Source organism: Bacillus sp. PK3-037, assembly GCF_054161355.1.
This window is the reverse complement of record NZ_CP096408.1, coordinates 3,687,831-3,708,118: the sequence shown is the minus strand read 5'-3', so window position 1 is coordinate 3,708,118 and position 20,288 is coordinate 3,687,831. Positions and strand designations below refer to the sequence as shown.

General features: G+C 45.7%; 20 protein-coding genes and 1 pseudogene. 9 read left to right on the top strand and 12 right to left on the bottom strand.

What is annotated here, in order from left to right:
* Positions 1-68: 68 nt before the first annotated feature.
* Together M1D69_RS19160 and M1D69_RS19155 are read right to left on the bottom strand one after the other, a co-directional pair.
* Positions 69-599, bottom strand: a complete 531-nt coding sequence (locus tag M1D69_RS19160; protein ID WP_458105174.1) for a YcxB family protein — start codon at positions 597-599, stop codon at positions 69-71.
* A 49-nt stretch (positions 600-648) separates the two neighbouring features.
* A complete protein-coding gene (locus tag M1D69_RS19155) occupies positions 649-1,590 on the bottom strand; it encodes a DMT family transporter (protein ID WP_458105175.1) in 942 nt (313 codons plus the stop codon).
* Positions 1,591-1,713: 123 nt separating this feature from the next.
* On the opposite strand from M1D69_RS19155, the gene M1D69_RS19150 reads away from it, so the two are divergent.
* A complete protein-coding gene (locus tag M1D69_RS19150; RefSeq protein ID WP_059353091.1) occupies positions 1,714-3,048 on the top strand; it encodes an aminotransferase-like domain-containing protein in 1,335 nt (444 codons plus the stop codon).
* On the opposite strand, the gene M1D69_RS19145 is transcribed toward M1D69_RS19150, so the two are convergent.
* The 8 genes from M1D69_RS19145 to M1D69_RS19110 form a co-directional block, all read right to left on the bottom strand.
* Complete coding sequence (locus tag M1D69_RS19145) at positions 3,043-3,717, bottom strand: 4'-phosphopantetheinyl transferase family protein (protein ID WP_458105176.1); 675 nt, start codon at positions 3,715-3,717, stop codon at positions 3,043-3,045. The two genes, M1D69_RS19150 and M1D69_RS19145, sit on opposite strands and share 6 nt — an antisense overlap.
* A 53-nt stretch (positions 3,718-3,770) precedes the next feature.
* The gene (locus M1D69_RS19140; RefSeq protein WP_458110418.1) at positions 3,771-4,628 is read right to left on the bottom strand and encodes a TIGR03943 family putative permease subunit; all 858 of its coding nucleotides are present in this window, start codon (positions 4,626-4,628) and stop codon (positions 3,771-3,773) included.
* Between the two features lie 3 nt (positions 4,629-4,631).
* Entirely contained in the window at positions 4,632-5,627 is a 996-nt protein-coding gene (locus M1D69_RS19135; protein WP_458105178.1) for a permease, read from the bottom strand.
* 131 nt (positions 5,628-5,758) lie between these two features.
* Positions 5,759-6,406 (bottom strand): YczE/YyaS/YitT family protein, encoded by a 648-nt coding sequence (locus M1D69_RS19130; RefSeq protein ID WP_458105179.1) that lies wholly within the window; start codon positions 6,404-6,406, stop codon positions 5,759-5,761.
* 123 nt (positions 6,407-6,529) lie between these two features.
* A complete protein-coding gene (tcyC, locus tag M1D69_RS19125) occupies positions 6,530-7,273 on the bottom strand; it encodes a cystine ABC transporter ATP-binding protein TcyC (protein WP_105991514.1) in 744 nt (247 codons plus the stop codon).
* A gap of 13 nt (positions 7,274-7,286) precedes the next feature.
* Positions 7,287-7,991, bottom strand: a complete 705-nt coding sequence (gene tcyB, locus M1D69_RS19120; protein ID WP_458105180.1) for a cystine ABC transporter permease TcyB — start codon at positions 7,989-7,991, stop codon at positions 7,287-7,289.
* A complete protein-coding gene (gene tcyA, locus M1D69_RS19115) occupies positions 7,978-8,784 on the bottom strand; it encodes a cystine ABC transporter substrate-binding lipoprotein TcyA (protein ID WP_044161903.1) in 807 nt (268 codons plus the stop codon). The genes tcyB and tcyA overlap by 14 nt, the downstream gene beginning before the upstream one ends.
* Positions 8,785-8,899: 115 nt before the next feature.
* Positions 8,900-9,772: a LysR family transcriptional regulator gene (locus tag M1D69_RS19110; protein WP_277852450.1), complete on the bottom strand. Its 873-nt coding sequence runs from the start codon at positions 9,770-9,772 to the stop codon at positions 8,900-8,902.
* A gap of 88 nt (positions 9,773-9,860) precedes the next feature.
* On the opposite strand from M1D69_RS19110, the pseudogene M1D69_RS19105 reads away from it, so the two are divergent.
* The 5 genes and pseudogenes from M1D69_RS19105 to M1D69_RS19085 all read left to right on the top strand — a co-directional run bounded on the left by M1D69_RS19105 (position 9,861) and on the right by M1D69_RS19085 (position 13,527).
* Positions 9,861-10,476: pseudogene (locus tag M1D69_RS19105) on the top strand (non-oxidative hydroxyarylic acid decarboxylases subunit B).
* Positions 10,477-10,478: 2 nt separating this feature from the next.
* A complete protein-coding gene (bsdC, locus tag M1D69_RS19100) occupies positions 10,479-11,900 on the top strand; it encodes a phenolic acid decarboxylase BsdC (protein ID WP_458106114.1) in 1,422 nt (473 codons plus the stop codon).
* 17 nt (positions 11,901-11,917) lie between these two features.
* Positions 11,918-12,145, top strand: coding sequence for a phenolic acid decarboxylase subunit BsdD (gene bsdD / locus M1D69_RS19095; RefSeq protein WP_044161900.1), 228 nt, complete (start codon positions 11,918-11,920; stop codon positions 12,143-12,145).
* Positions 12,142-12,606, top strand: coding sequence for a pyridoxamine 5'-phosphate oxidase family protein (locus tag M1D69_RS19090; RefSeq protein ID WP_277852459.1), 465 nt, complete (start codon positions 12,142-12,144; stop codon positions 12,604-12,606). Before bsdD ends, M1D69_RS19090 begins: the two co-directional genes overlap by 4 nt.
* A 75-nt stretch (positions 12,607-12,681) precedes the next feature.
* Entirely contained in the window at positions 12,682-13,527 is an 846-nt protein-coding gene (locus M1D69_RS19085) for an alpha/beta fold hydrolase (RefSeq protein WP_458105181.1), read from the top strand.
* Positions 13,528-13,562: 35 nt separating this feature from the next.
* Here the strand turns inward: M1D69_RS19085 and M1D69_RS19080 are convergent, their stop codons facing one another.
* Positions 13,563-15,041: a peptide MFS transporter gene (locus M1D69_RS19080; RefSeq protein WP_044161897.1), complete on the bottom strand. Its 1,479-nt coding sequence runs from the start codon at positions 15,039-15,041 to the stop codon at positions 13,563-13,565.
* Positions 15,042-15,320: 279 nt separating this feature from the next.
* Here M1D69_RS19080 and M1D69_RS19075 point away from each other — a divergent pair, with 279 nt between their 5' ends.
* On the top strand, positions 15,321-17,075 hold the full coding sequence (locus M1D69_RS19075) for a right-handed parallel beta-helix repeat-containing protein (RefSeq protein ID WP_458105182.1): 1,755 nt from the start codon (positions 15,321-15,323) through the stop codon (positions 17,073-17,075).
* A gap of 16 nt (positions 17,076-17,091) precedes the next feature.
* Here M1D69_RS19075 and M1D69_RS19070 read toward each other — a convergent pair whose 3' ends face one another.
* Positions 17,092-17,313: a hypothetical protein gene (locus M1D69_RS19070; RefSeq protein ID WP_458105183.1), complete on the bottom strand. Its 222-nt coding sequence runs from the start codon at positions 17,311-17,313 to the stop codon at positions 17,092-17,094.
* A gap of 126 nt (positions 17,314-17,439) precedes the next feature.
* Between M1D69_RS19070 and gerKA the strand changes: the two genes are divergently transcribed.
* Together gerKA and M1D69_RS19060 are read left to right on the top strand one after the other, a co-directional pair.
* The gene (gene gerKA, locus M1D69_RS19065; protein WP_458105184.1) at positions 17,440-19,068 is read left to right on the top strand and encodes a spore germination protein GerKA; all 1,629 of its coding nucleotides are present in this window, start codon (positions 17,440-17,442) and stop codon (positions 19,066-19,068) included.
* A complete protein-coding gene (locus M1D69_RS19060) occupies positions 19,058-20,281 on the top strand; it encodes a Ger(x)C family spore germination protein (protein WP_458105185.1) in 1,224 nt (407 codons plus the stop codon). Before gerKA ends, M1D69_RS19060 begins: the two co-directional genes overlap by 11 nt.
* Positions 20,282-20,288 lie beyond the last annotated feature (7 nt).

The following is a 20,288-nucleotide window of genomic DNA, read 5'->3' as shown; positions in this document are numbered from 1 at the left end:
ATGTTCCTCAATGGAGCGGCATATCTCATTAACATAAAAAAAGAGGGAAAGCCCTCTTTTTAAATTTGTCATTTTATTTTTTTGGCACGTACATGTTCTTTTACAAGCTGTCTGAATGAGTGGAGCTCATTTTCGAATACAAAAAAACGTTTAGGAACTAAGATGACCTGGTGACTAGAAGTATTGATAGAGAAAAAGTGTTTATATTCTGCAACTGCCCTTATTTCATCCCATTCAAACAATGTATCGTAGTTTTTGGATTGAATTTGAATGCCTTGCCGGTTAATGGTATATGTCCTTTTGCGTTTTAGCCGTTTATTGTTCTTATAGCTGGTACGCAGCCGTATATAATGAAAAACAATCAAAAGCAATGTAAAGATCAAAGATAGAATCGCTATGAAAATACCATTATATATCACTTCAAGTGTTTCGCTGTTATAAACGGTAATCGGAAATCCATAAAGCGAATACACCAATAAAGATAGAAGAAAAATATAAATAAAATAAAACAATGCTGATATTCTTTGCCGGGATAAAAAGTAACATCTCATATCTTGTAATGAAATGGCTCCCTCTAGGAAGACACTGTGTTGAATCATTCTTACACTGCACCCCAAACCATTTTTTCTTCAACTCTAACATAACATCTCATTTGTTCATAGAAATGGATTTTTCGGTTTGCTTTCTTTTTCGGAGACCGGCATTGCTTCCCAGCACGCCGATGATAATACAAACCGCACCGGCAAGGTGATACCAGGCTAGGCTTTCGTTCAAAACCACAACTCCGGCAATCATCGTCACGATGGTGGACAAATGATTAAAGGCGCTCATTTTAAACGCCTCAATCCGGGACAGCGCATAGTTGGACATAAACGAAGTCACGAGCGAAGATAACACGCCCAAATACACAATCGCGAGAATAAATCCGGGTTCCCGGAATGGATGGAAGTAAGTGCCAACCGTTCCGGAAGCGCCGTGCCGAACCAAGGCGATGGCATTGAAGACGACAAATCCGATCGCTGACATGATGTAGGTGAGCTCTACCAGCCGGAAACGCTGTGTCATTTTTCTTGCGGCGGTATTGTACATAGCTGAAGACAGAGCGGACAAGAGAATGAGTACAGATCCCTTTAGGCTGGCCGATTCAACATTCACGCCCTTCATCACAAAAATAAACATGACGCCCGCAACTGATAACACGGTGAACCCTTTTTGAGCCCACGTCGATCGCTCTTTTAAAAAATATGCGGCAAAGACCATTGTAAAAATCGGAATCGATGCCTGAATGATCCCGGCTTCAGAGGATGACGAGTACACCAGGCCGAATGCCTGAAAGCTGAAAAACAGCGCCGGATACAGCAGGGCGAGCGGCAATATAGCCATTACATCTTTTAAACGGATGGACAGCTTCACCCATCCGAATAAGACAGGGATAGTAGCCGCTGCAAACGCAAGGGTGAACCGGTGTGCAAGAATATCAAATGGTTCTGCCGATTGCAGCGCGATTTTTACGAAAAGAAAGGATAAGCCGATAATTAAAGCGTTTAACATAGCTGCAAGATAAGCTGAGGTTTGCTGGTTTTTATACATATAGGAAGTGCTCCTTTATATAAATAATAGAGCCGGCCGCTCCCTTTTATTGTATGGGGAGGATAGGAACGGTACAATGAGAAAAACGATGAACTGTACCGGTACAAAACAGGGGGAGAAAGAATGGAGAAGTATATCAGTCTCTTAATACAGATAGAGGAAATGATGCAAAGCAGTGTCTATCAAGAAGGAGACAGGCTGCCTTCCATCAGGCAGCTGTCCGCCCGCTATCAAGTCAGCAAAAGCACGGTGATCCGCGCGCTGCAAGAGCTGGAAAAACGCCATCTCATCTATTCTGTTCCGAAAAGCGGTTATTATCTTGTGAAAAAAACGAGAAAGCCGCATCACGGCAAGTCAGGCCCAATCGACTTTGCAACGTCTGCGCCGGACCCTGATATTTTTCCGTATGTGGATTTTCAGCATTGCATCAACAAAGCGATTGATACATACAAGCATGATTTGTTTCTCTACGGAACGCCGAAGGGCCTCCCGTCGCTCATCCGTGTTCTGCAAAAGCTGTTTGCTGATCAGCAGGTATTTGCGGACGAGCGTCATATGTTTATCACATCCGGCGTCCAGCAGGCACTATCCCTGCTATGTGCAATGCCGTTCCCCAATGGGAAAGAGAAGATCGCCATTGAACAGCCGGGCTATCATTTGATGATTGAACAAGTGGAGACACTGGGCATCCCCGCATTCGGGATAAAAAGAACGGAGCAGGGGCTTGATTTAGCGGAAGTCGAGCGGCTGTTTCAAACAGAACCGATCAAATTTTTTTATACGATGCCACGCTTCCATAACCCGCTTGGGAGCTCACTGGCCGAACGGGACAAACGAGAGCTGGTAAGATTGGCGGAAGCCTATGACGTCTATCTTGTTGAGGATGACTATCTCGGTGATCTCGAGGAAAATAAAAAGGCAGACCCGCTGTACGCATATGATCTGTCCTCACATGTGATTTATTTAAAAAGCTTTTCAAAAATGATATTTCCCGGCCTTCGCGTGGGGGCCGCCGTTTTGCCAGATGCGCTGACTGACACATTTCTTACGTACAAAAAGCTGAACGACATTGACTGCTCGATGATTTCCCAAGCCGCGTTAGAAATTTACATTAAAAGCGGAATGTTCGGCAGGCACAAGGAGAAAATCAGAAATTCCTATAAGGAACGGTCCCTCAGGCTTCATGAAGCCATTCAAACTCACGGACAATCGAGCCGCGGCCGCTTTCTATTTTCCAGCGGCCAGGCCCCATGCATGCATACCCATCTGGTGCTTCCTGAGGATCTGCCGGCATCAAGAGTGATTCAAAAGATGAAAAAACAAGAGGTCCTTCTTGAAACGATTGACCGCCATTATTTATCAGATTATCCGAAAGAAAATCTATTAAAAATCAATCTTTCCAATGTGAAGACTGAAGATATTGAACGCGGCATTAAGCTGCTGATGAGCCATTTATAAAAGCGCTTCGTACGAGATCATCGTGATGTCCTCCGGGAAATCAGGGCGGGCGGCGCACACGGCCATTTTATAGCCGGGGTCTACCTCATACGTTTTGATAAAGCAAGGCGTATGGTGTTCCGGAAGCTCGACGGATACTCGGCCATCCTCATGCAGGCGCACGGAGAAGGAGTCAAGCGGCAGCGACAGGCCTTTGCCTTCCTGCTTAATAAAGCTCTCTTTCATAGACCATAGATGATAAAAATAATCGTTTTGCTCGTCTTTATGTTTGGATAAAAGATCGCTGTACTCGTTCTTCGAAAAGAAACGTTCGGCAATCCCGAGGCTGATTGGCTTCATTTTTTCAATATCGACGCCGATCGGATCTGAATCAAACGCGCCGATGACCCAATGGCCGGAGTGGGAAATGTTAAAGTGGGCATTGGGGAGGTTAGGGATGCAAGGCTTCCCGTATTCCTGCGCGCTGAATCGGATATCGGCTTTATTCAGCTGGAACTGCTCGCTGATGACAGAGCGAACAAGCACATCTCCCAGCAGGGTGCGATGAGCATCTTCTTTATGATAAAATCTCCTGCATTTCTCCCGTTTTTCAGCGGAAACGAAAGACATCAGCCGATCCGATTCTGCCAGTGAAAGCGGGCGGTCCATATAAATTCCGTAAATTTTCATTCTAGATCCTCCGTCTGCAAAAGATTGTCAAAACCATCCTATCATATTTTGATTTATTTCGGAGTAAGATCCTCGATGATCTCATATACATAAGGGCTTTTAGGTGTGCTGATTTTTTGTGTGTTTGTCACAGAAATGTTTGGAAGGCGTTCGCCGTCCTGATTGATCGTTGTAAGCTTTCCCGTTAGGTAAACCCAATCGCCTGCCTTAATATCAGGTTTTTTAGAGAAACCAACCGGCAGCCCGTAAACAGTGGCATCGGCGATACAGCATGATATTCCATAACGGCCGATAATATAGCGGTTCAGCTGTTCGTCAAAATAGACAAAACCTTTGATATGAATCTCCTTGCCTTCATAAGCTTCCGGATTCTCCATCAAAAGATGAACGACCGGAACATAATATTTATCCACTACAGAAATCATTTCTTCTTGCTCCATCTGCCGTGCCAGTTCTTTTTCATAGCCGCTTGGAAGTGTAGGAGCCGTTCCTTCTTCACCAGATTTTGTTTCTGATTTGATGTCATCAATGCTTTTCGAACCATTTGTGGAAAACATTCGGTTTTGGGCGATATCATTTGTCAGAACATGGTTTGGAAAAAGGAAACCTGATGCGATAGGTATCAGAAAAAAGCTGTACAGCCATGGGTGAGTCTGTGGATGCTGATGACTGCATGCACAGACGGAGCAGCTGTGCCGATTGTCTTGTTTTCGCCACATGATTGACAATATCCCGAGTGTAAAAGCAGTTAAGACAAAGAACTTTGTAAACCAAATCATACGGGGAGAAATGAAATGTAAAATGTCGCCTGTCAGATAAAGTTTTAAGGTCATAAAAGCAAAGCCGATTAATAGAAGTCCGCGAACCACAGCTTCAAAAGAATACATTGTAGTATGTTTCAATTCAACCACCCTTTATTCGAATATGACACCATAGAGCCATGCGATTCCAAGCACCGAAGCTGAAATGATCAGAAAAAATGCGATCACAAAGCGTTTTTGGAAACATGCAGCATACACAAACGTATTTTTTAAATCAAGCATCGGGCCATACAGCAAAAAGGAGAGAAGGGAAGCGTGAGAATAAGTGCCGGCGAACGTAGAAGCGACAAAAGCATCCGCATGCGAGCAGAGTGAAAGGACAAATGCTAGTCCCATCATGACGGCCGAACCTGACAGATCACTTGTTCCCAGTTCAGCGAGAGCTCCCCGATTTAAAAAGGTTTGAAAAAGACTGGCGATAAATGCGCCGGCGATTAAATATCTGCCCATGTCGAAGAATTCCTCAATCGCATGGGTAACGATAGATCTCAAGCGGTTTCTGTGCTGCTGCGGGGTGTATTCTGTCCGCGCGTCTGATGTAGATGCTTTCAGCATTGATTGCTTTCTGAATAACCAATACATCATAAGGCCGGTGATGATACAAATGATGGCGGCCAGCCCGATGCGCGCATAGACAAGCTCCAGATTCTTGCTGAATGCATAGTAGGTGGACAATACGACAATCGGATTTAAGATGGGAGCTCCGACTAAAATGACCGTACCGACGTGCAGAGGCATGCCTTTTTGGATAAGACGGCGCACCACTGGAATCACCGCACATTCACACACGGGAGAAAGAATGCTGATCATGAGGGCGGAGCCAATTGCGCCATATGGGTTCTTCACGATCCATTTGGACATCCATTGATCGGATATGAACAAGTCAATCAGTGATGAAAAAAAGATGCCGAGCATGATGAAAGGAATGGACTCAAGTAAAATACTCAGAAAAATGGTATTGACGTTAAGCAGTGAATTCGGAACAGAAATAGAAAGCTTGTCCGGTTCAAGAAGGATGAAACAATAGAGTAACAAGAAAAAGAGCAATATGCTGAAGGAGCGTCTAGCAAATTGTTGGATAACTTCCATTATGATACCTGCCGTCCCTTGTATTTCTCTTATATGAGATAGTACAAATCTATGAGACAAGCTTGCAGAACATGAGTGAAAAGCAAAAAACCGGACAAATGTAATTGGTCCGGTTTTTTTAAAACAGCAGATTAGTGCAAAGGCGGAGTCGCTTTGGCAGCGGCTGTCCGTCTCGCCGCAGCATATTGTAATAATTGTGTGGATTGCGGCAATGAAAAACGCAAAATAAGCCCAGTGAGGATGGCGGTCAAAATGGTTCCGATTCCGATTGGCCCGCCCATGCCCCATGCTGCAAACAAAATTGTTATTTCCATGCCGTTCCGCACCCATTGCACATTCCAGCCGGTTTTTTCTGTAATCAGCATCATCAGTGAATCACGCGGCCCCGCGCCAAGGCCCGCTGATACATAAACACCGACGCCGTAGCCGATCAGCAGCACGCCGAGAGAGAAGACGATGACGGAGCCTGTGTAGGTGGAAGGGGCAGGCAGAAGAAAATTGAAAAAATCTATAAAAATACCAATCAGCAGCATGTTCAGGATCGCTCCGATTTTTGGCCAAGCTCTCGTAAACAATGACGTCAACCCAACGATGATCGCCCCTATAATGATGGCCCACTGGCCGATTGTAAGCCCGAAGTGCTGAAACAGGCTGTAATGAAATGCATCCCACGGACTGATCCCCAGCGCTTTTCCTTCTATCGTAAGGGATATACCAAAAGACAAAATAAGCAGACCGGCAAAATAAAATGTCCAGCGCAGAACAAGTTCTCGCTTCACGTGAAGTCCCTTCTTTCGTAAAAATCAATCGATTGTCATTGTAGCATATCTGACAAAAGGGCGGAATAGGCGAAAGGGGCTCAACAAAAAAACAGGGCCGCCGCAGGCGCCCTGTTTTGGATGTTACAACGGGTTCAAAATCCGATTCAAAAACCGTTGGGTCCGTTCTTCTTTTGGAGCGGAGAAGATTTCTTCCGGCGGCCCCTGCTCCACGATGACGCCGCCGTCAATGAAGACGACTTCGTCCGCCACTTCCTGGGCGAATTTGATTTCGTGGGTAACAACGACCATGGTCCAGCCTTCATTGGCTAAATCCTTGATAACCTTCAGTACGTCACCCACAAGCTCAGGGTCAAGCGCTGAGGTCGGTTCGTCAAACAGCATCAGCTCAGGCTGAATTGCCAGTGCGCGGGCGATGCCGACGCGCTGCTGCTGTCCGCCGGAAAGCTGGAACGGATATAAATCCATTTTGTCCTTCAATCCGACTTTTTCCAGAAGCTGAATCGCTTCTTTTCTGACTTCCTCTTTGTTTCGTTTTTGCACCTGAACAGGGCCTTCCATCACGTTTTCAAGGGCTGTGCGGTGAGGGAAGAGGTGATACGCCTGAAACACCATTCCCGATTTCCGGCGGAGCTGAAGGATATCCGACTGCTTCACTTTCTTTGAAAAATCGATGGAGAAATCATCAAATGCAAGCTCCCCGCGATTCGGGATTTCCAGCGCGTTCAGACAGCGAAGCAGCGTCGTTTTCCCTGAACCGGAAGGCCCAAGTATAGCGATGACTTTTCCTTTTTCTATCTTCATATCTATCTTTTTTAAAATTTCATTTTGACCGAATGATTTGTTTAATCCTTTAACGGAAAGCATACTCGGAACCTCCTTATTTGGCCACGTAGCGGTCAAGACGCCGTTCGATGACATGCTGGACGAGCGAAAGCAAGAAGCAGATCATCCAATAAATAAAGGCCGCTTCAATATAAATGACTAAAATCTGATCGAGATTGCGCGCGCCGATTTCCTGAGCTTTTCTGAACAGCTCAGCGACGAGAATCTGAGATGCAAGCGATGTATCTTTGATCAAGCTGATAAAGGTATTGGATAATGGCGGGATCGACACACGAAACGCCTGCGGCAAAATGACGCGGAACAGCGTCTTCTGGTGTGTCATGCCGATGGTATAGCCAGCTTCCCATTGCCCCTTCGGCACGGATAAAATAGATGCCCTGATGATTTCGGATGCATAGGCGCCGACGTTTAAGGAAAAGGCAATGACTGCGCTTGGAAAAGGATCTAGTGTAATGTTAAAGGCCGGGAACAGATAGAAAATGATGAACAATTGAACGAGAAGTGGCGTGCCGCGTACGGCGGATACGTATACGCTGAACACCCATCTCAAAGGTCTCACTTTCGACATTCTGGCAAGCGCCGTAATCAGCGCCAGTATCATTCCGAATATAAAGGAAAGAATCGTAAGGGGAATCGTATAGTAGATTCCCCCTGAAAGTATCGGCCAGAATGACTGCTGCACCAGATCCCCCGGGATCGCCGTGCCAAGCGTCAGTGCCGGGATATTATTTAGAAACATCTTCGCCGAACCATTTTTTGGAGATTTTAGAAAGAGTCCCGTCCTCTTTCATTTCTTTTAATGCTTTGTTGACTTGGTCGACAACCTCGCCGCTTCCTTTACGGAACGTGAAATACGTTTCCTGCGGATCGCCTGTTTCAAACGCGATTTTTACGTTTTTGTTGCCTGATGTTTTTAAATAGTTTAATACGGCAAGCTTATCGTTGTACGTCATGTCGACGCGGCCTTGCTGGATCATTTGAAGGGACTGCGCCATGCCTTCAACGCCTTCTACTTTCGCGCCGGCATTTGTAGCTAGTTTGTTATAGTTGCTTGTCAGTGATTGAGCTGACGTTTTTCCTTTTACGTCTTTTTCAGACTTAATATCGTTGTTGTCTTTTTTCGTCACGACAACGGCTCTTGATGTTGTGTATTTGTCTGAGAAGTCATATTGGTTTTCACGATCTGTTTTTCCGACTTGGTTGGCAACGACGTCAAACCGTTTGGAATTCAGGCCGGCAAACATACTGTCCCACTGTGTTTCCTTGAATTCGGCTTTCAGTCCAAGGCGTTTTGCGACTTCTGTGATGACTTCCACGTCATAGCCAGTCAGCTTGTCATTGTCTTTGTCGTGATAAGTGAACGGTTCGTACGTTCCTTCTGTACCGACTGTCAGCACGCCTTTTTTCTTAATCGAAGCCCAAAGATCGCCGTTTTTTCCGTTATCTTTTGACTGATTGTCATTTCCTGCTCCGCAAGCTGCGAGGACTGCAATGCTTACGACCATGAATAAAGCTAAAAGTGCTTTTTTCATTCTATTCCCCACTTTTCTGATTAATTTTGTTGAAATGAAAAAATAGCTTACAAATCTAAAGGATAACTTTTTTTTAGTATGAGTCAAGTATTTGGTTTTCATGAGACAAAAACACTTAAAATAAATTCAAAAATTGCTGTACCGGTTTTGGCAAATAACTGTCAGTTCTCCACATGACAGCCGGTGTCATAACGAAGGGATTGTTTTCGATTTTAACTGTGTGAATGTGGTTTCTCATATGAACAGGAATCATGGTGACGGGCAGAATGGACGCGCCAAATCCTGATGAGACGAGACTGAGCAGTGTTGCTGAGTCGTGGCATTCACAAACAATACGCGGCTCCAGCTGAAGACGCTGAAATTCATTCATGACCTGGTTATAAACGCCTTTTCCGTTCACAGGCCGCAGCAGAATCAGCGGGAAAGAAGGGATATCCTCCATTTGAATGGTGTCTCCGCATGTATACCCGGCATCATCAGAAAGAACGAGCACACATGGAATGTCGTCAAGCTTTTTAAATTGGACGGTATCGCTTTTGATCATGGTTGTCGTGACAGCGGCGTCGATTTGCCGGCTTTCCAGCAGCTCTAACAGCGTTGCCGGTTCGTTCTCCCAAATATTAAAGGTGAGGTGCGGATATCTTTCTTTCATTTGCGTCACTCTCTCAAGCATAAGAGCGGCGCAATAAATCGTCGAACCCACAGCCAGCGTGCCGGCAACCTCCTCCCTCAGCTCCTGTACCTCAATGACCGCATCTTCAAACCTGTGCAGAATCTCTTTGGCTCTTTTGAGAAAAATGCTTCCTTCATATGTAAGGGTCATTTGTTTTTTCTTATTGCGGTCAAACAATACAACACCCAGCTCATCCTCCAGCTGTTTGAGCTGCCTGCTCAGCGGCGGCTGCGCCATATGGAGTTTTTTGGCGGCAGAGGTGATCTTTTGTTCTTGGGCAATGGTAATGAAATATCGCAGCTGACGAATGTCCAAAGTAGGGCCTCCTTTTATATACCTTTTAGGTATTGATTATAGATTTAACGAATATTTTTCATATGGATATATCAGGAGTATGATTGAAATGAAGACAGAATTCAAGCGTGAAGGAGGGGCAAAATTTGAAACTCGTTGTCGGAATGACAGGGGCAACAGGGGCTATCTTCGGTGTCCGGCTATTAGAATGGCTGAAGGCAGCGGAAGTGGAAACCCATCTCGTTGTGTCTCCTTGGGCTAACGTTACCATCAAACATGAAACAGGCTACACGTTAAAAGAAGTTGAAAAGCTGGCCACATACACATACTCACATAAGGACCAGGCGGCGGCCATCTCCAGCGGCTCGTTTGATACCGATGGCATGATTGTGGCGCCGTGCAGTATGAAATCGCTTGCGAGCATCCGCACCGGGATGGCGGATAATCTGCTTACTCGCTCGGCGGATGTCATGCTGAAAGAGCGGAAAAAGCTCGTTCTCTTAACAAGAGAGACACCTTTGAACCAGATTCATCTCGAAAATATGCTTGCGCTCACAAAAATGGGAACGATTATTCTTCCGCCGATGCCGGCGTTTTATAATCAGCCGAGCAGCTTAGAAGAAATGGTCGACCATATTGTATTCAGAACGTTGGACCAATTCGGCCTGCGCCTTTCTGAGGCAAAGCGCTGGAATGGAATTGAAAAACAAAAAGGAGGAGCTTGATGATGGCTTATCAAGATTTCAGAGAATTTCTCGCTGCCCTTGAAAAAGAGGGACAATTGTTAACGGTGAATGAAGAGGTAAAGCCTGAGCCTGATCTGGGAGCAGCTGCACGGGCAGCCAGCAACCTCGGCGATAAAAGCCCAGCGCTGTTATTTAACAATATTTACGGCTACAACAATGCGCAAATCGCGATGAATGTCATCGGCTCTTGGCCGAACCACGCGATGATGCTGGGACTGCCGAAAGATACACCGGTGAAAGAGCAGTTTTTTGAATTTGCGAAGCGATATGAACAGTTTCCGATGCCGGTCAAACGCGAAGAAACAGCGCCATTTCATGAAAATGAAATCACAGAGGACATCAATTTGTTCGATATCCTGCCTCTTTTCAGGATTAACCAAGGAGACGGCGGTTACTATTTAGACAAAGCATGCGTCATCTCCCGCGACCTTGAGGACCCTGACAACTTCGGCAAACAAAATGTCGGCATATACAGAATGCAGGTAAAGGGAAAAGACCGCCTCGGCATTCAGCCTGTGCCGCAGCACGATATTGCGATCCATCTGCGCCAAGCTGAAGAACGCGGCATCAATCTTCCGGTCACGATTGCGCTCGGATGTGAACCGGTCATTACAACCGCGGCATCCACTCCGCTTCTCTATGATCAATCCGAATACGAAATGGCGGGAGCAATCCAAGGAGAACCGTACCGCATCGTAAAATCAAAGCTGTCTGACCTTGATATTCCATGGGGAGCAGAAGTGGTGCTCGAGGGAGAAATCATTGCCGGAGAACGTGAATATGAAGGGCCATTCGGTGAATTTACAGGGCACTATTCCGGCGGACGCAGCATGCCGATTATCAAAATTAAACGCGTGTATCATAGAAACAATCCGATTTTTGAACATTTATACTTAGGCATGCCTTGGACAGAATGCGATTACATGATCGGCATTAATACTTGTGTGCCGCTGTATCAGCAGCTAAAAGAAGCGTATCCGAATGAAATTGTGGCTGTGAACGCCATGTACACACACGGTTTAATCGCGATTGTATCAACAAAAAACCGCTATGGCGGATTTGCGAAAGCGGTCGGCATGCGCGCGCTCACAACCCCGCACGGACTAGGCTACTGCAAAATGGTTATCGTTGTCGACGAGGATGTCGATCCATTCAACCTGCCGCAGGTCATGTGGGCGCTCTCTACAAAAATGCACCCGAAACACGATGCGGTCATTATACCGGATTTATCAGTCCTGCCGCTTGACCCGGGATCAAATCCATCAGGAATCACGCACAAAATGATTCTTGATGCCACAACACCTGTTGCGCCGGAAACAAGAGGCCATTATTCACAGCCGCTTGATTCCCCATTAACAACAAAAGAATGGGAAGAAAAACTAATGGACTTGATGAATAAATAAGGAAAGGATGATTCGACATGCATACATGTCCTCGATGCGATTCGAAAAAAGGAGAAGTCATGAGCAAATCGCCTGTAGAAGGAGCATGGGAAGTCTATCAATGCCAAACATGTTTTTTTACATGGAGATCATGTGAACCGGAAAGTATTACAAATCCGGAAAAATATAATCCGGCCTTTAAAATCGATCCAAAAGAAACAGAAACAGCGGTTGAAGTTCCCGCTGTTCCGGAACGAAAGGCCTGATCGGCGTGAACCGACTATCAAACAGTCTCTTTGAGCTGCTTGACGGGGAACGTCTGAAAGAAAAGCAGCATGAAGCCTTCGTTCTGCAAACGGTATCGGAGGACGGATGGCCGCATGCCGCTATGATCAGTGCCGGAGAAATCATCGCCCTGAATCGGACGGATATCCGGATCGCCCTGTGGAAAAACACAGAGACCGCGGGAAATATCCTTCGCACGGGACAAGCCCAGCTTACTGCATGGTGGAAAGGAGCCGCTCATTACGTGAAACTGCAATGTGAGCCGCTCCCGCCGCTGAACGATGCGGTCTATGACAGGGAACGCTTTGGCTGCCGTATCGCTTCAGCTAAGGAGGATGTTGCAAAGTACGCTGATATAACTTCCGGCGTCAGGATACAGCTTCACAATGCTGAAGAGGTGCTGAACAGATGGGAAGCAACGCTTGAGGAATTAAAACGATAAATGAAAGAGCCTGACGCCATGCGTCAGGCTTTTATTAGTATAATGAGCCATATAAAGACAAAGGGGGCGTGAGGAATGGTCACAAAGGGGATCTGTCATTCAGACGGTTTTGATTTATCTTATTGTATTGAAGGAGAGGGCGCGACGATTCTCGTAATCGGCAGTGCGGTTTACTACCCGCGTCTATTTCATGAGGATATCAAGCGGAAATATCAATGGATATTTGCCGATCACAGGGGTTTTGCCAAGCGGGCGCGGGCGCTGCGGCCGGAAGATCAAAGCCTGGATGCAGTTTTAGGCGATATTGAAGCGATAAGACGCCATCTTCAGCTCAAGGATTTTATCATCATGGGACATTCGGGGCACGCGTTTATGGCATTAGAATACGCCAGAAAGTACCCTGAGCATGTGCGAAAGGCCGTGATCCTTAATTCAGCGCCTGATAACAGTCAAAAGAGACAGCGGGACAGTGAAACGTTTTTTAGGGAAACAGCCAGCCCTGAGAGAAAGAAACGTTTCGAAAAAGATATTGCAAGTTTAGCAGGTGACATAGAAAAAGATCCTGAAAGGCGTTTCGTGCACATGTGCATTCGCGCTGAAGCGAAAAGCTTTTATAAAGAGCGCCCGGATGCGGCAGCTTTATGGGAAGGTGTTGACACCAATATGCCGATCATAGATGGATTATGGGGACATACATTCGCGCAGATGAACCTCATACAGCGGTTAGCAGACGTTCATGTTCCTGTCTATATCGGTTTAGGCAGATATGACTATTTGGTTGCTCCTGTGTCTTTGTGGGATGCCGTTGACGGTATATATCCGCATGTGAAGAAGATCATCTTTGAAAAGAGCGGGCACCAGCCGATGCTGGAGGAACCGCAAACCTTCGGGCAAAGCTTAATGGAATGGATAGACAAATAAAAATCCCGCAGAACTGATCTGCGGGATTTTCTTTATTATAAGATACCTTTCATCGCACGTTTGATGATCGGTGAGATCAGCAGCAGAATGCCGCCGAGTATGATAGAAATCAAGCCGATGGTGCCGAAGTACGTTGTTTCCGGTATTTTATCAAACAACCCGGCTACTTGGGCATTGATCGCTTGGGCTGCTGCGTTCGTCAGAAACCACATACTCATTGTCTGTGCAGAGAATGCAGCTGGCGCCAGTTTCGTTGTCACGGATAAACCGACTGGAGACAGGCACAGCTCTCCAAGCACAACAAGCAGGAAGCTGAGAACGAGCCACAGCGGGCTTACGAGTGCTTCTTTTCCTTGCATAGCCGGGAATACCATAATGATAAATGACAAGCCGGCTAAAATAATTCCGATTGAGAATTTAACTGGTGTAGACGGCTGGCGTTTGCCAAGCTTCATCCAAAGCCAAGCGAAAATTGGCGCGAAAATGACGATAAACAATGGGTTTAATGATTGGAACCAAGATGACTGAAGTTCTATTCCGCCCAATGAAAGTCTTATGCGTTCATCAGCGTATACCGCAAGAATGGTCGCTCCTTGTTCCTGAATGGCCCAGAACATAACAGCACCGATAAACAAAGGAACGTAAGCGGCGAGACGAGATTTTTCTGTTTTGTCCGCTTTTTTGCTTGTAAACATGATAATGAAATAAATAACAGGAATCAAAATACCGAGAATACTTACAAGGTCGATGAAACGGTTGATCGTCAGCACGCCTGTTTGTACAGAGATCATCACTGCGATCGCCACAATGATAACACCGATTCCGGTGCCAATTGCAGATTTTTTAGACAGTGGATTCGGCACATTGGAACCTGCAGGTCCGAGGTTTTTCTTTCTTGTCAAAGCAAATACGATAAGTCCGAGAAGCATTCCGACCGCGGCAGCTCCGAAGCCGAGATGATAGTTGTACTTCTGTCCGAGTGTTCCGACAATTAACGGCGCGAGTAAACCGCCGAGGTTAATCCCCATGTAGAAAATACTGAAACCTGAGTCGCGGCGCGGGTCTTCTTTCGTGTAAAGATCTCCAACGACGCTCGAAACGTTTGGTTTTAATAAGCCTGTTCCGATAATGATAAGCACCATGCTGATATAGAATGCTATCGCGCTGCCCGGATAGGCGAGTGCAATGTGGCCGAACATAATGAATATGCCGCCATAAAACACGGTGTTTGCGGTACCGAATACCCGATCAGCGAGCCACCCGCCAATAATAGTGGACATGTATACGAGTGATCCGTAAATCGACATAATGGCAACCGCAGTGCCTTTGTCAAAGCCAAGTCCTCCGTTTACCGTCTCTGTATACAAATAGTAAAGTAAGATTGCTCTCATTCCATAGTAAGAGAAACGCTCCCAAAATTCGGTGAAAAATAGCGTAAATAGTCCTCGCGGGTGACCAAAGAACCCTTTTTGCGGGACGCTTTTAATGATACTTTCGTTATCAATCGAAGCCATGTCAGCCAAACCCTTTCTTAAAAAAGTGTATTATAAAAATCATATTCTTATATAATACTTGTGTCAATATAAATTATACTCATTTCAAGAAGTTCCAGAATGGAAAAACTATAAAGGTAGAAAATAGTGAGTTTTTCCTGTTTCTTATGTCTCGTTTTGTTGCATTTTCTAACGATAGTATTTCTTTATACTTTTTTAATAAAATTTTAGAGAAATGTACAAGCAGATCGGGCTGCCGCGAATATCATGGTAACAATCATGCGGGAGGAGGTTGGATCATTGGCTGAATTCATCTTGAATGCAGCAGATTTCGGTATTTCAGGGGACGGAAAAACGGATTCGACAGAACTGATTAATCAATGCCTCAGCGCGGCTGTTTCAAAGGGGTACCATACAGTCTGGTTCCCGAAAGGAACATATTTAATTGACGGGACGCTTGGAGGGGATGCGAACCAGGTGTTTCGCAACGCAGGGATTATTGTTCCCGGCAATCTTCATATCGTCATGGACCCTGAGTGTATCATCAAAGTCATTCCGAACAGCTCTTGGGGGTATTCTGCATTTTATGTAGGCAAGCAAGAGAATATAACCATTTCCGGTGGACAAATTATCGGCGAGCGCGACGAGCATACGTATGCGTCCGCGGGGATAAGGTCAACCCATGAATGGGGCTTCGGCATTTGTATTGAAGGGTGTTCGAATGTTGTCGTTGATGATGTCAACATTTCTGATTTTACTGGAGATGGGATCATTATCAGTCCGCGGGGTTTAAAGACAAATAACGATTATCGAACATCAGAGCACATTACCATCCGCCGCTGTAAGGTTCGGCGATCGAGGAGAAATAACATTTCGATTACCGGATGTGACACAGTTACGGTGGAGGGCTGCGTGATTGAAGATGCCGGAACGGGAAATGGAACAGCGCCGAAATTCGGAATTGACATTGAAGGATATGGTGAAGGAAGTATTGATTATGAGGAACCGCTCAATGTCTCGATTCGAAATAACTATTTTAATGGAAACGTTTCAAGTTCTGTGACCAATTTTAACGGGTACGGCATTTCAATAGAAGGAAACCACTCAGACAATACGATCAGCTATGGGTACGGCACTCAAACGGTCATTAAGGGGAATATTCTCAGAAGGGCGGAAGACGCGGCTGCGGCGCCTAGAGTCGGGATTACCGGATTGGGTGTTTCACAAGGAAAAGAAAGCAGTGATGCAGTGATCGCCGGCAACCTCATTACCGGATTTTCAACCGGAATTGATGTCAGAGGAAAGAGCGTTCTTGTCACGAACAACAAAATCAGCAATTTTGAAAACACAGGGATATTGGTTTATCAGTCTTCCGATGTAAAGGTAGACGGCAACCAGATTCAAAACGGACTTTCTGAAACAAGGCGCAGTACCGGCCTTCGAGCGGTGCTGTCTGATGATACCGCATTTCTGAATAACTGTCTTATTCAAGTCATCGACGGGGTGAACATTTCAGGAGGCGATATGATCATTAAAGACAATGTGCTGAGAAAATTCAGCCGCGGCATTTGGATCGCTCAAGGAAGCGCGTTGATCGAAGGAAATACGCTTAACCCCGACGTGTTTGAAGCGGCCCTTGAATCGTATGCCGTTTCGGTCACAAACAATGCTGGCGCAATTATTAAAAACAATACATTTAAAAACTTTAAAAATTACCCGATTTACTGTACGACAAGTGCAAAAACCTCTATTATCGGAAACCACTTTGAAAGATCTCCTCTTCTAGTGACCATCTATATCAGCACCGGCGTTCATGACATTTTTGATAATACCATTTCAGTCAATAGAACAGCCGGCAGACCGATTGTGATTTATCTCAACGGCTCCTCAGGCTCTATCATTTCAGGAAACACCATCAATAACCTCTCCGCAAGCACGGCGGTGGCCATTCAAACGGACACCTCAACCAATTCCGCCATCATCGGAAATCGAATCATCAAAGGAACCATCACCAACAACAGCGGAGATAAGGTAAACGGCAATATGATCGTCTGAACAAAAGCGCCTCGCTCTAGGGGCTCTTTTTGTTCGATTTATAGATCACGAATATCTCTCTCACCAATATCAAAACAAAAAATAAAAGCATCATCCATTCCGCAAACGATGTCATCTTGAAGCTGGACATATTATTATAAATGGCTTTTCCTAAACTGAATCCTTGAAGCATGTCCATGAAAACTGAAATCACCAACAAACAAATTAATAAAACAGCCGTTACGCTTAATATTTTCATCCTTCATCACCCTCCGCTTTTAGTGTCTATCTTTATGAGAGAGTTATACCCGCCCGCCAGTCACATGCATAATCTTAAGGCTGAAAGGAAGAATATGAGAAAACGATAAGGAAAGGTATTTTGTGTATGCCGTCATTTTTTAAGCAAAAGAAAAATACCGAAACGAGAGACAGCCAGAAACAAGAAGATAAGAATCAGCAGAAGAAAGAGGAAGGGCCGATTCTGGCTTCTTCAAGTTTGGCGAAAAATGTGGCGGACATGAAGAAGAAAGTCGGAAGCAGCTCTGATGTCATTATTCGGGAAGTGAAAGCAGGGGAACAGGATGAAGTTCACCTGGCCATTATTTATGTCGCGGGTTTGGTCGATAATAACACGATACATGAATCGTTAATCGAGCCTTTGATTCAGGATCAAACCATCCAAAACGCCCATGCGATAAAGCAGATCCTTGAAAAAACGCTTCCGCTGGGCGGAGTAAAAGCTGAAAAGAGTTGGGACAAGCTGTTCACTGAATTGATGCATGGAAATGCGCTGGTTTTTGCGGACGGTTCTGATGAGGCGCTTATCTGCAGCACCCAGGGGGGAGAGCACCGTTCCATACAAGAGCCGAGCACCCAGGTGTCATTCCGGGGCCCGCGCCAAGGGTTTACAGAGTCTTTGCAAACCAATATTTCCATGATTCGGCGATACATTAAAAATCCCAATGTATGGGTCGAAAAAATGAAAATCGGTTCTGTGACAAATACGGATATCGCGCTGATGTACATTCACGGCATTTGTGATGAAAAGGTGCTGAAGGAAGTGAGGCAGCGCCTGAAAAGAATAGACATTGACAGTATTTTAGAATCCGGATACATTGAGCAGCTGATCGAAGACGAAACGTTTACGACGTTTCCGACCATGTATCACACGGAACGCCCTGACGTCGTCGCAGGAAATCTATTAGAAGGAAGATTTGCAATCGTTGTGGACGGAACACCGTTTGTTTTGATTGCCCCAGCCTTATTTATTCAATTTTTTCAGTCGGTTGAAGATTATTATTCACGCTTTGACATTGCGACAAGTATACGGATTCTGCGGATATTTATCTTTTTTATTTCACTTGTCGCGCCGGCTGTTTATGTGGCAGCCACGACGTTTCATCAGGAAATGATTCCAACACAGCTGTTAGTCGTCATTGCTGCCCAGCGGGAAATTGTTCCGTTTCCGGCCGTTGTTGAAGCCATCACAATGGAGGTTGCTTTTGAGATTCTCAGGGAAGCTGGGGTCAGACTGCCGAGGGTTGTAGGATCGGCTGTTTCCATTGTAGGCGCGCTTGTTATCGGCCAAGCTGCTGTTCAAGCTGGTATCGTGTCTCCGGCCATGGTCATCATCGTTGCCATAACGGCTATTGCCAGCTTCGCAACGCCGGCGTTTGCCATGGCGATATCTGCCCGCCTCATTCGATTTATGTTTATCATTGCTTCTGCCGTAATGGGTTTTTACGGGCTGGTATTAGGGATTATTATGATGTTTGTTCATTTATGCAGTCTGCGTTCCTTTGGTGTTCCTTATATGTCGCCGCTTGCGCCCTTTTCTTCACAAGGCGTGAAGGACACGCTGTTCCGTGTTCCTTGGTGGGCCGATCAGAAAAGGCCCGAATCCATCAGCAAAAAAGATAAGGTCCGTCAGGGGAAAGACCAGCGTCCTCAGCCGGATGGTTCACGCGGAATGGTGAACAAAGAGTTGAGAGAAGGAGATCAAGATGATACGTAAACGTGTACTAGCCGTTATCATGCTTTTGAGCATCATTGTGCTGCCCGGCTGCTGGGATAAGCGTGAGCTGACAGATCTTGCGATTATTTCGGCCATCGGCATTGATCGGACAAATGAAGGGAATTACGTACTGCACTTTCAGATTATTAATCCCGGAAACGTCGCCGGAGGGCTTCAGGGCGGCGGTGCGGGAGACAGGCCGCCTGTATCCGTCTATTCCATAGTAGGCGGCAACATGACGGAAGCGCTCAGAAAAGCCTCTATGAAAGTATCCCGGCGGCTTTATTTTGCCCATACCAACCTGGTTGTGATCAGTGAAAAGCTGGCGAAAGAGGAAGGTTTGAATTTTGTGTTAGATAACCTTGACCGCGATACGGAATTCAGGACCACGGCAACGATTGTCATCGCCCATAAAACGAAAGCCGAAAATATCGTCAAAACGCTTACGCCGATTGATAAAATTCCGTCCAATAAAGTCAATAAAACACTCGACTTTACGCAAGCGCAATATGGGCGGGTTATTAAAACCAGTATCCAAGATGTCTTAAAAACACTTGCTATTACAACAGAAGCGCCGGTGATCCCCGGATACATGATGATCGGGGACGATAAGAAAGGAGTCAGCCTGGAAAACACACAGGCGACTGACCCGCAAGCCATCCTTCAGGCGGACGGTTTGGCGGTATTCGATAAAAGAGGATATTTAAAATATTGGATTGAAGATAAGGAAAGCGTTGGGGTTGTCTGGCTTAAGAATCAAATCCAGCATACGTTTATTAATGCCGATTGGAAGAAGACAAAAGATGCGGTAAGCTTACAGGTCACGCATCAGACAACAAAGCTTAACCCGGAGATACGAAACGGCCGTCCCCGCATTCATGTTCACGTGACGGTTGAAGGCATAATAGACGCAGTAAAGTATCCATTTCATTTGTCTGATCCAAAGGTGTTAGCCGATATTGAAAAAGCACTCAATAAACAGCTGGAAAAGGAAATCAGCCATGCGGTAAATAACATAAAGGAACATAAAATCGACTTTATCGGATTCGGAGACACGATATACAGGAAGTATCCGAAGCAGTGGAAAAAAATGAGGGATACATGGGACAAAGAATATTTGCCTGATCTGTCTGTCGATGTAAAGGCGGAGACGTATATCAGAAGAACGGGGCTGCGAAATAATCCGCTTAGAAACCAGCTTAATCGTGAATAGGTCGAGA

Excerpts from the sequence above, each read along its gene's own strand:
- M1D69_RS19160 (WP_458105174.1), bottom strand. The coding sequence starts at position 599 with ATGATTCAACACAGTGTCTTCCTAGAGGGAGCCATTTCATTACAAGAT.
- M1D69_RS19155 (WP_458105175.1), bottom strand. The coding sequence starts at position 1,590 with ATGTATAAAAACCAGCAAACCTCAGCTTATCTTGCAGCTATGTTAAAC.
- M1D69_RS19150 (WP_059353091.1), top strand. The coding sequence starts at position 1,714 with ATGGAGAAGTATATCAGTCTCTTAATACAGATAGAGGAAATGATGCAA.
- M1D69_RS19145 (WP_458105176.1), bottom strand. The coding sequence starts at position 3,717 with ATGAAAATTTACGGAATTTATATGGACCGCCCGCTTTCACTGGCAGAA.
- M1D69_RS19135 (WP_458105178.1), bottom strand. The coding sequence starts at position 5,627 with ATGGAAGTTATCCAACAATTTGCTAGACGCTCCTTCAGCATATTGCTC.
- tcyC (WP_105991514.1), bottom strand. The coding sequence starts at position 7,273 with ATGCTTTCCGTTAAAGGATTAAACAAATCATTCGGTCAAAATGAAATT.
- tcyB (WP_458105180.1), bottom strand. The coding sequence starts at position 7,991 with ATGTTTCTAAATAATATCCCGGCACTGACGCTTGGCACGGCGATCCCG.
- tcyA (WP_044161903.1), bottom strand. The coding sequence starts at position 8,784 with ATGAAAAAAGCACTTTTAGCTTTATTCATGGTCGTAAGCATTGCAGTC.
- bsdC (WP_458106114.1), top strand. The coding sequence starts at position 10,479 with ATGGCTTATCAAGATTTCAGAGAATTTCTCGCTGCCCTTGAAAAAGAG.
- bsdD (WP_044161900.1), top strand. The coding sequence starts at position 11,918 with ATGCATACATGTCCTCGATGCGATTCGAAAAAAGGAGAAGTCATGAGC.
- M1D69_RS19085 (WP_458105181.1), top strand. The coding sequence starts at position 12,682 with ATGGTCACAAAGGGGATCTGTCATTCAGACGGTTTTGATTTATCTTAT.
- M1D69_RS19080 (WP_044161897.1), bottom strand. The coding sequence starts at position 15,041 with ATGGCTTCGATTGATAACGAAAGTATCATTAAAAGCGTCCCGCAAAAA.
- M1D69_RS19070 (WP_458105183.1), bottom strand. The coding sequence starts at position 17,313 with ATGAAAATATTAAGCGTAACGGCTGTTTTATTAATTTGTTTGTTGGTG.
- gerKA (WP_458105184.1), top strand. The coding sequence starts at position 17,440 with ATGCCGTCATTTTTTAAGCAAAAGAAAAATACCGAAACGAGAGACAGC.
- M1D69_RS19060 (WP_458105185.1), top strand. The coding sequence starts at position 19,058 with ATGATACGTAAACGTGTACTAGCCGTTATCATGCTTTTGAGCATCATT.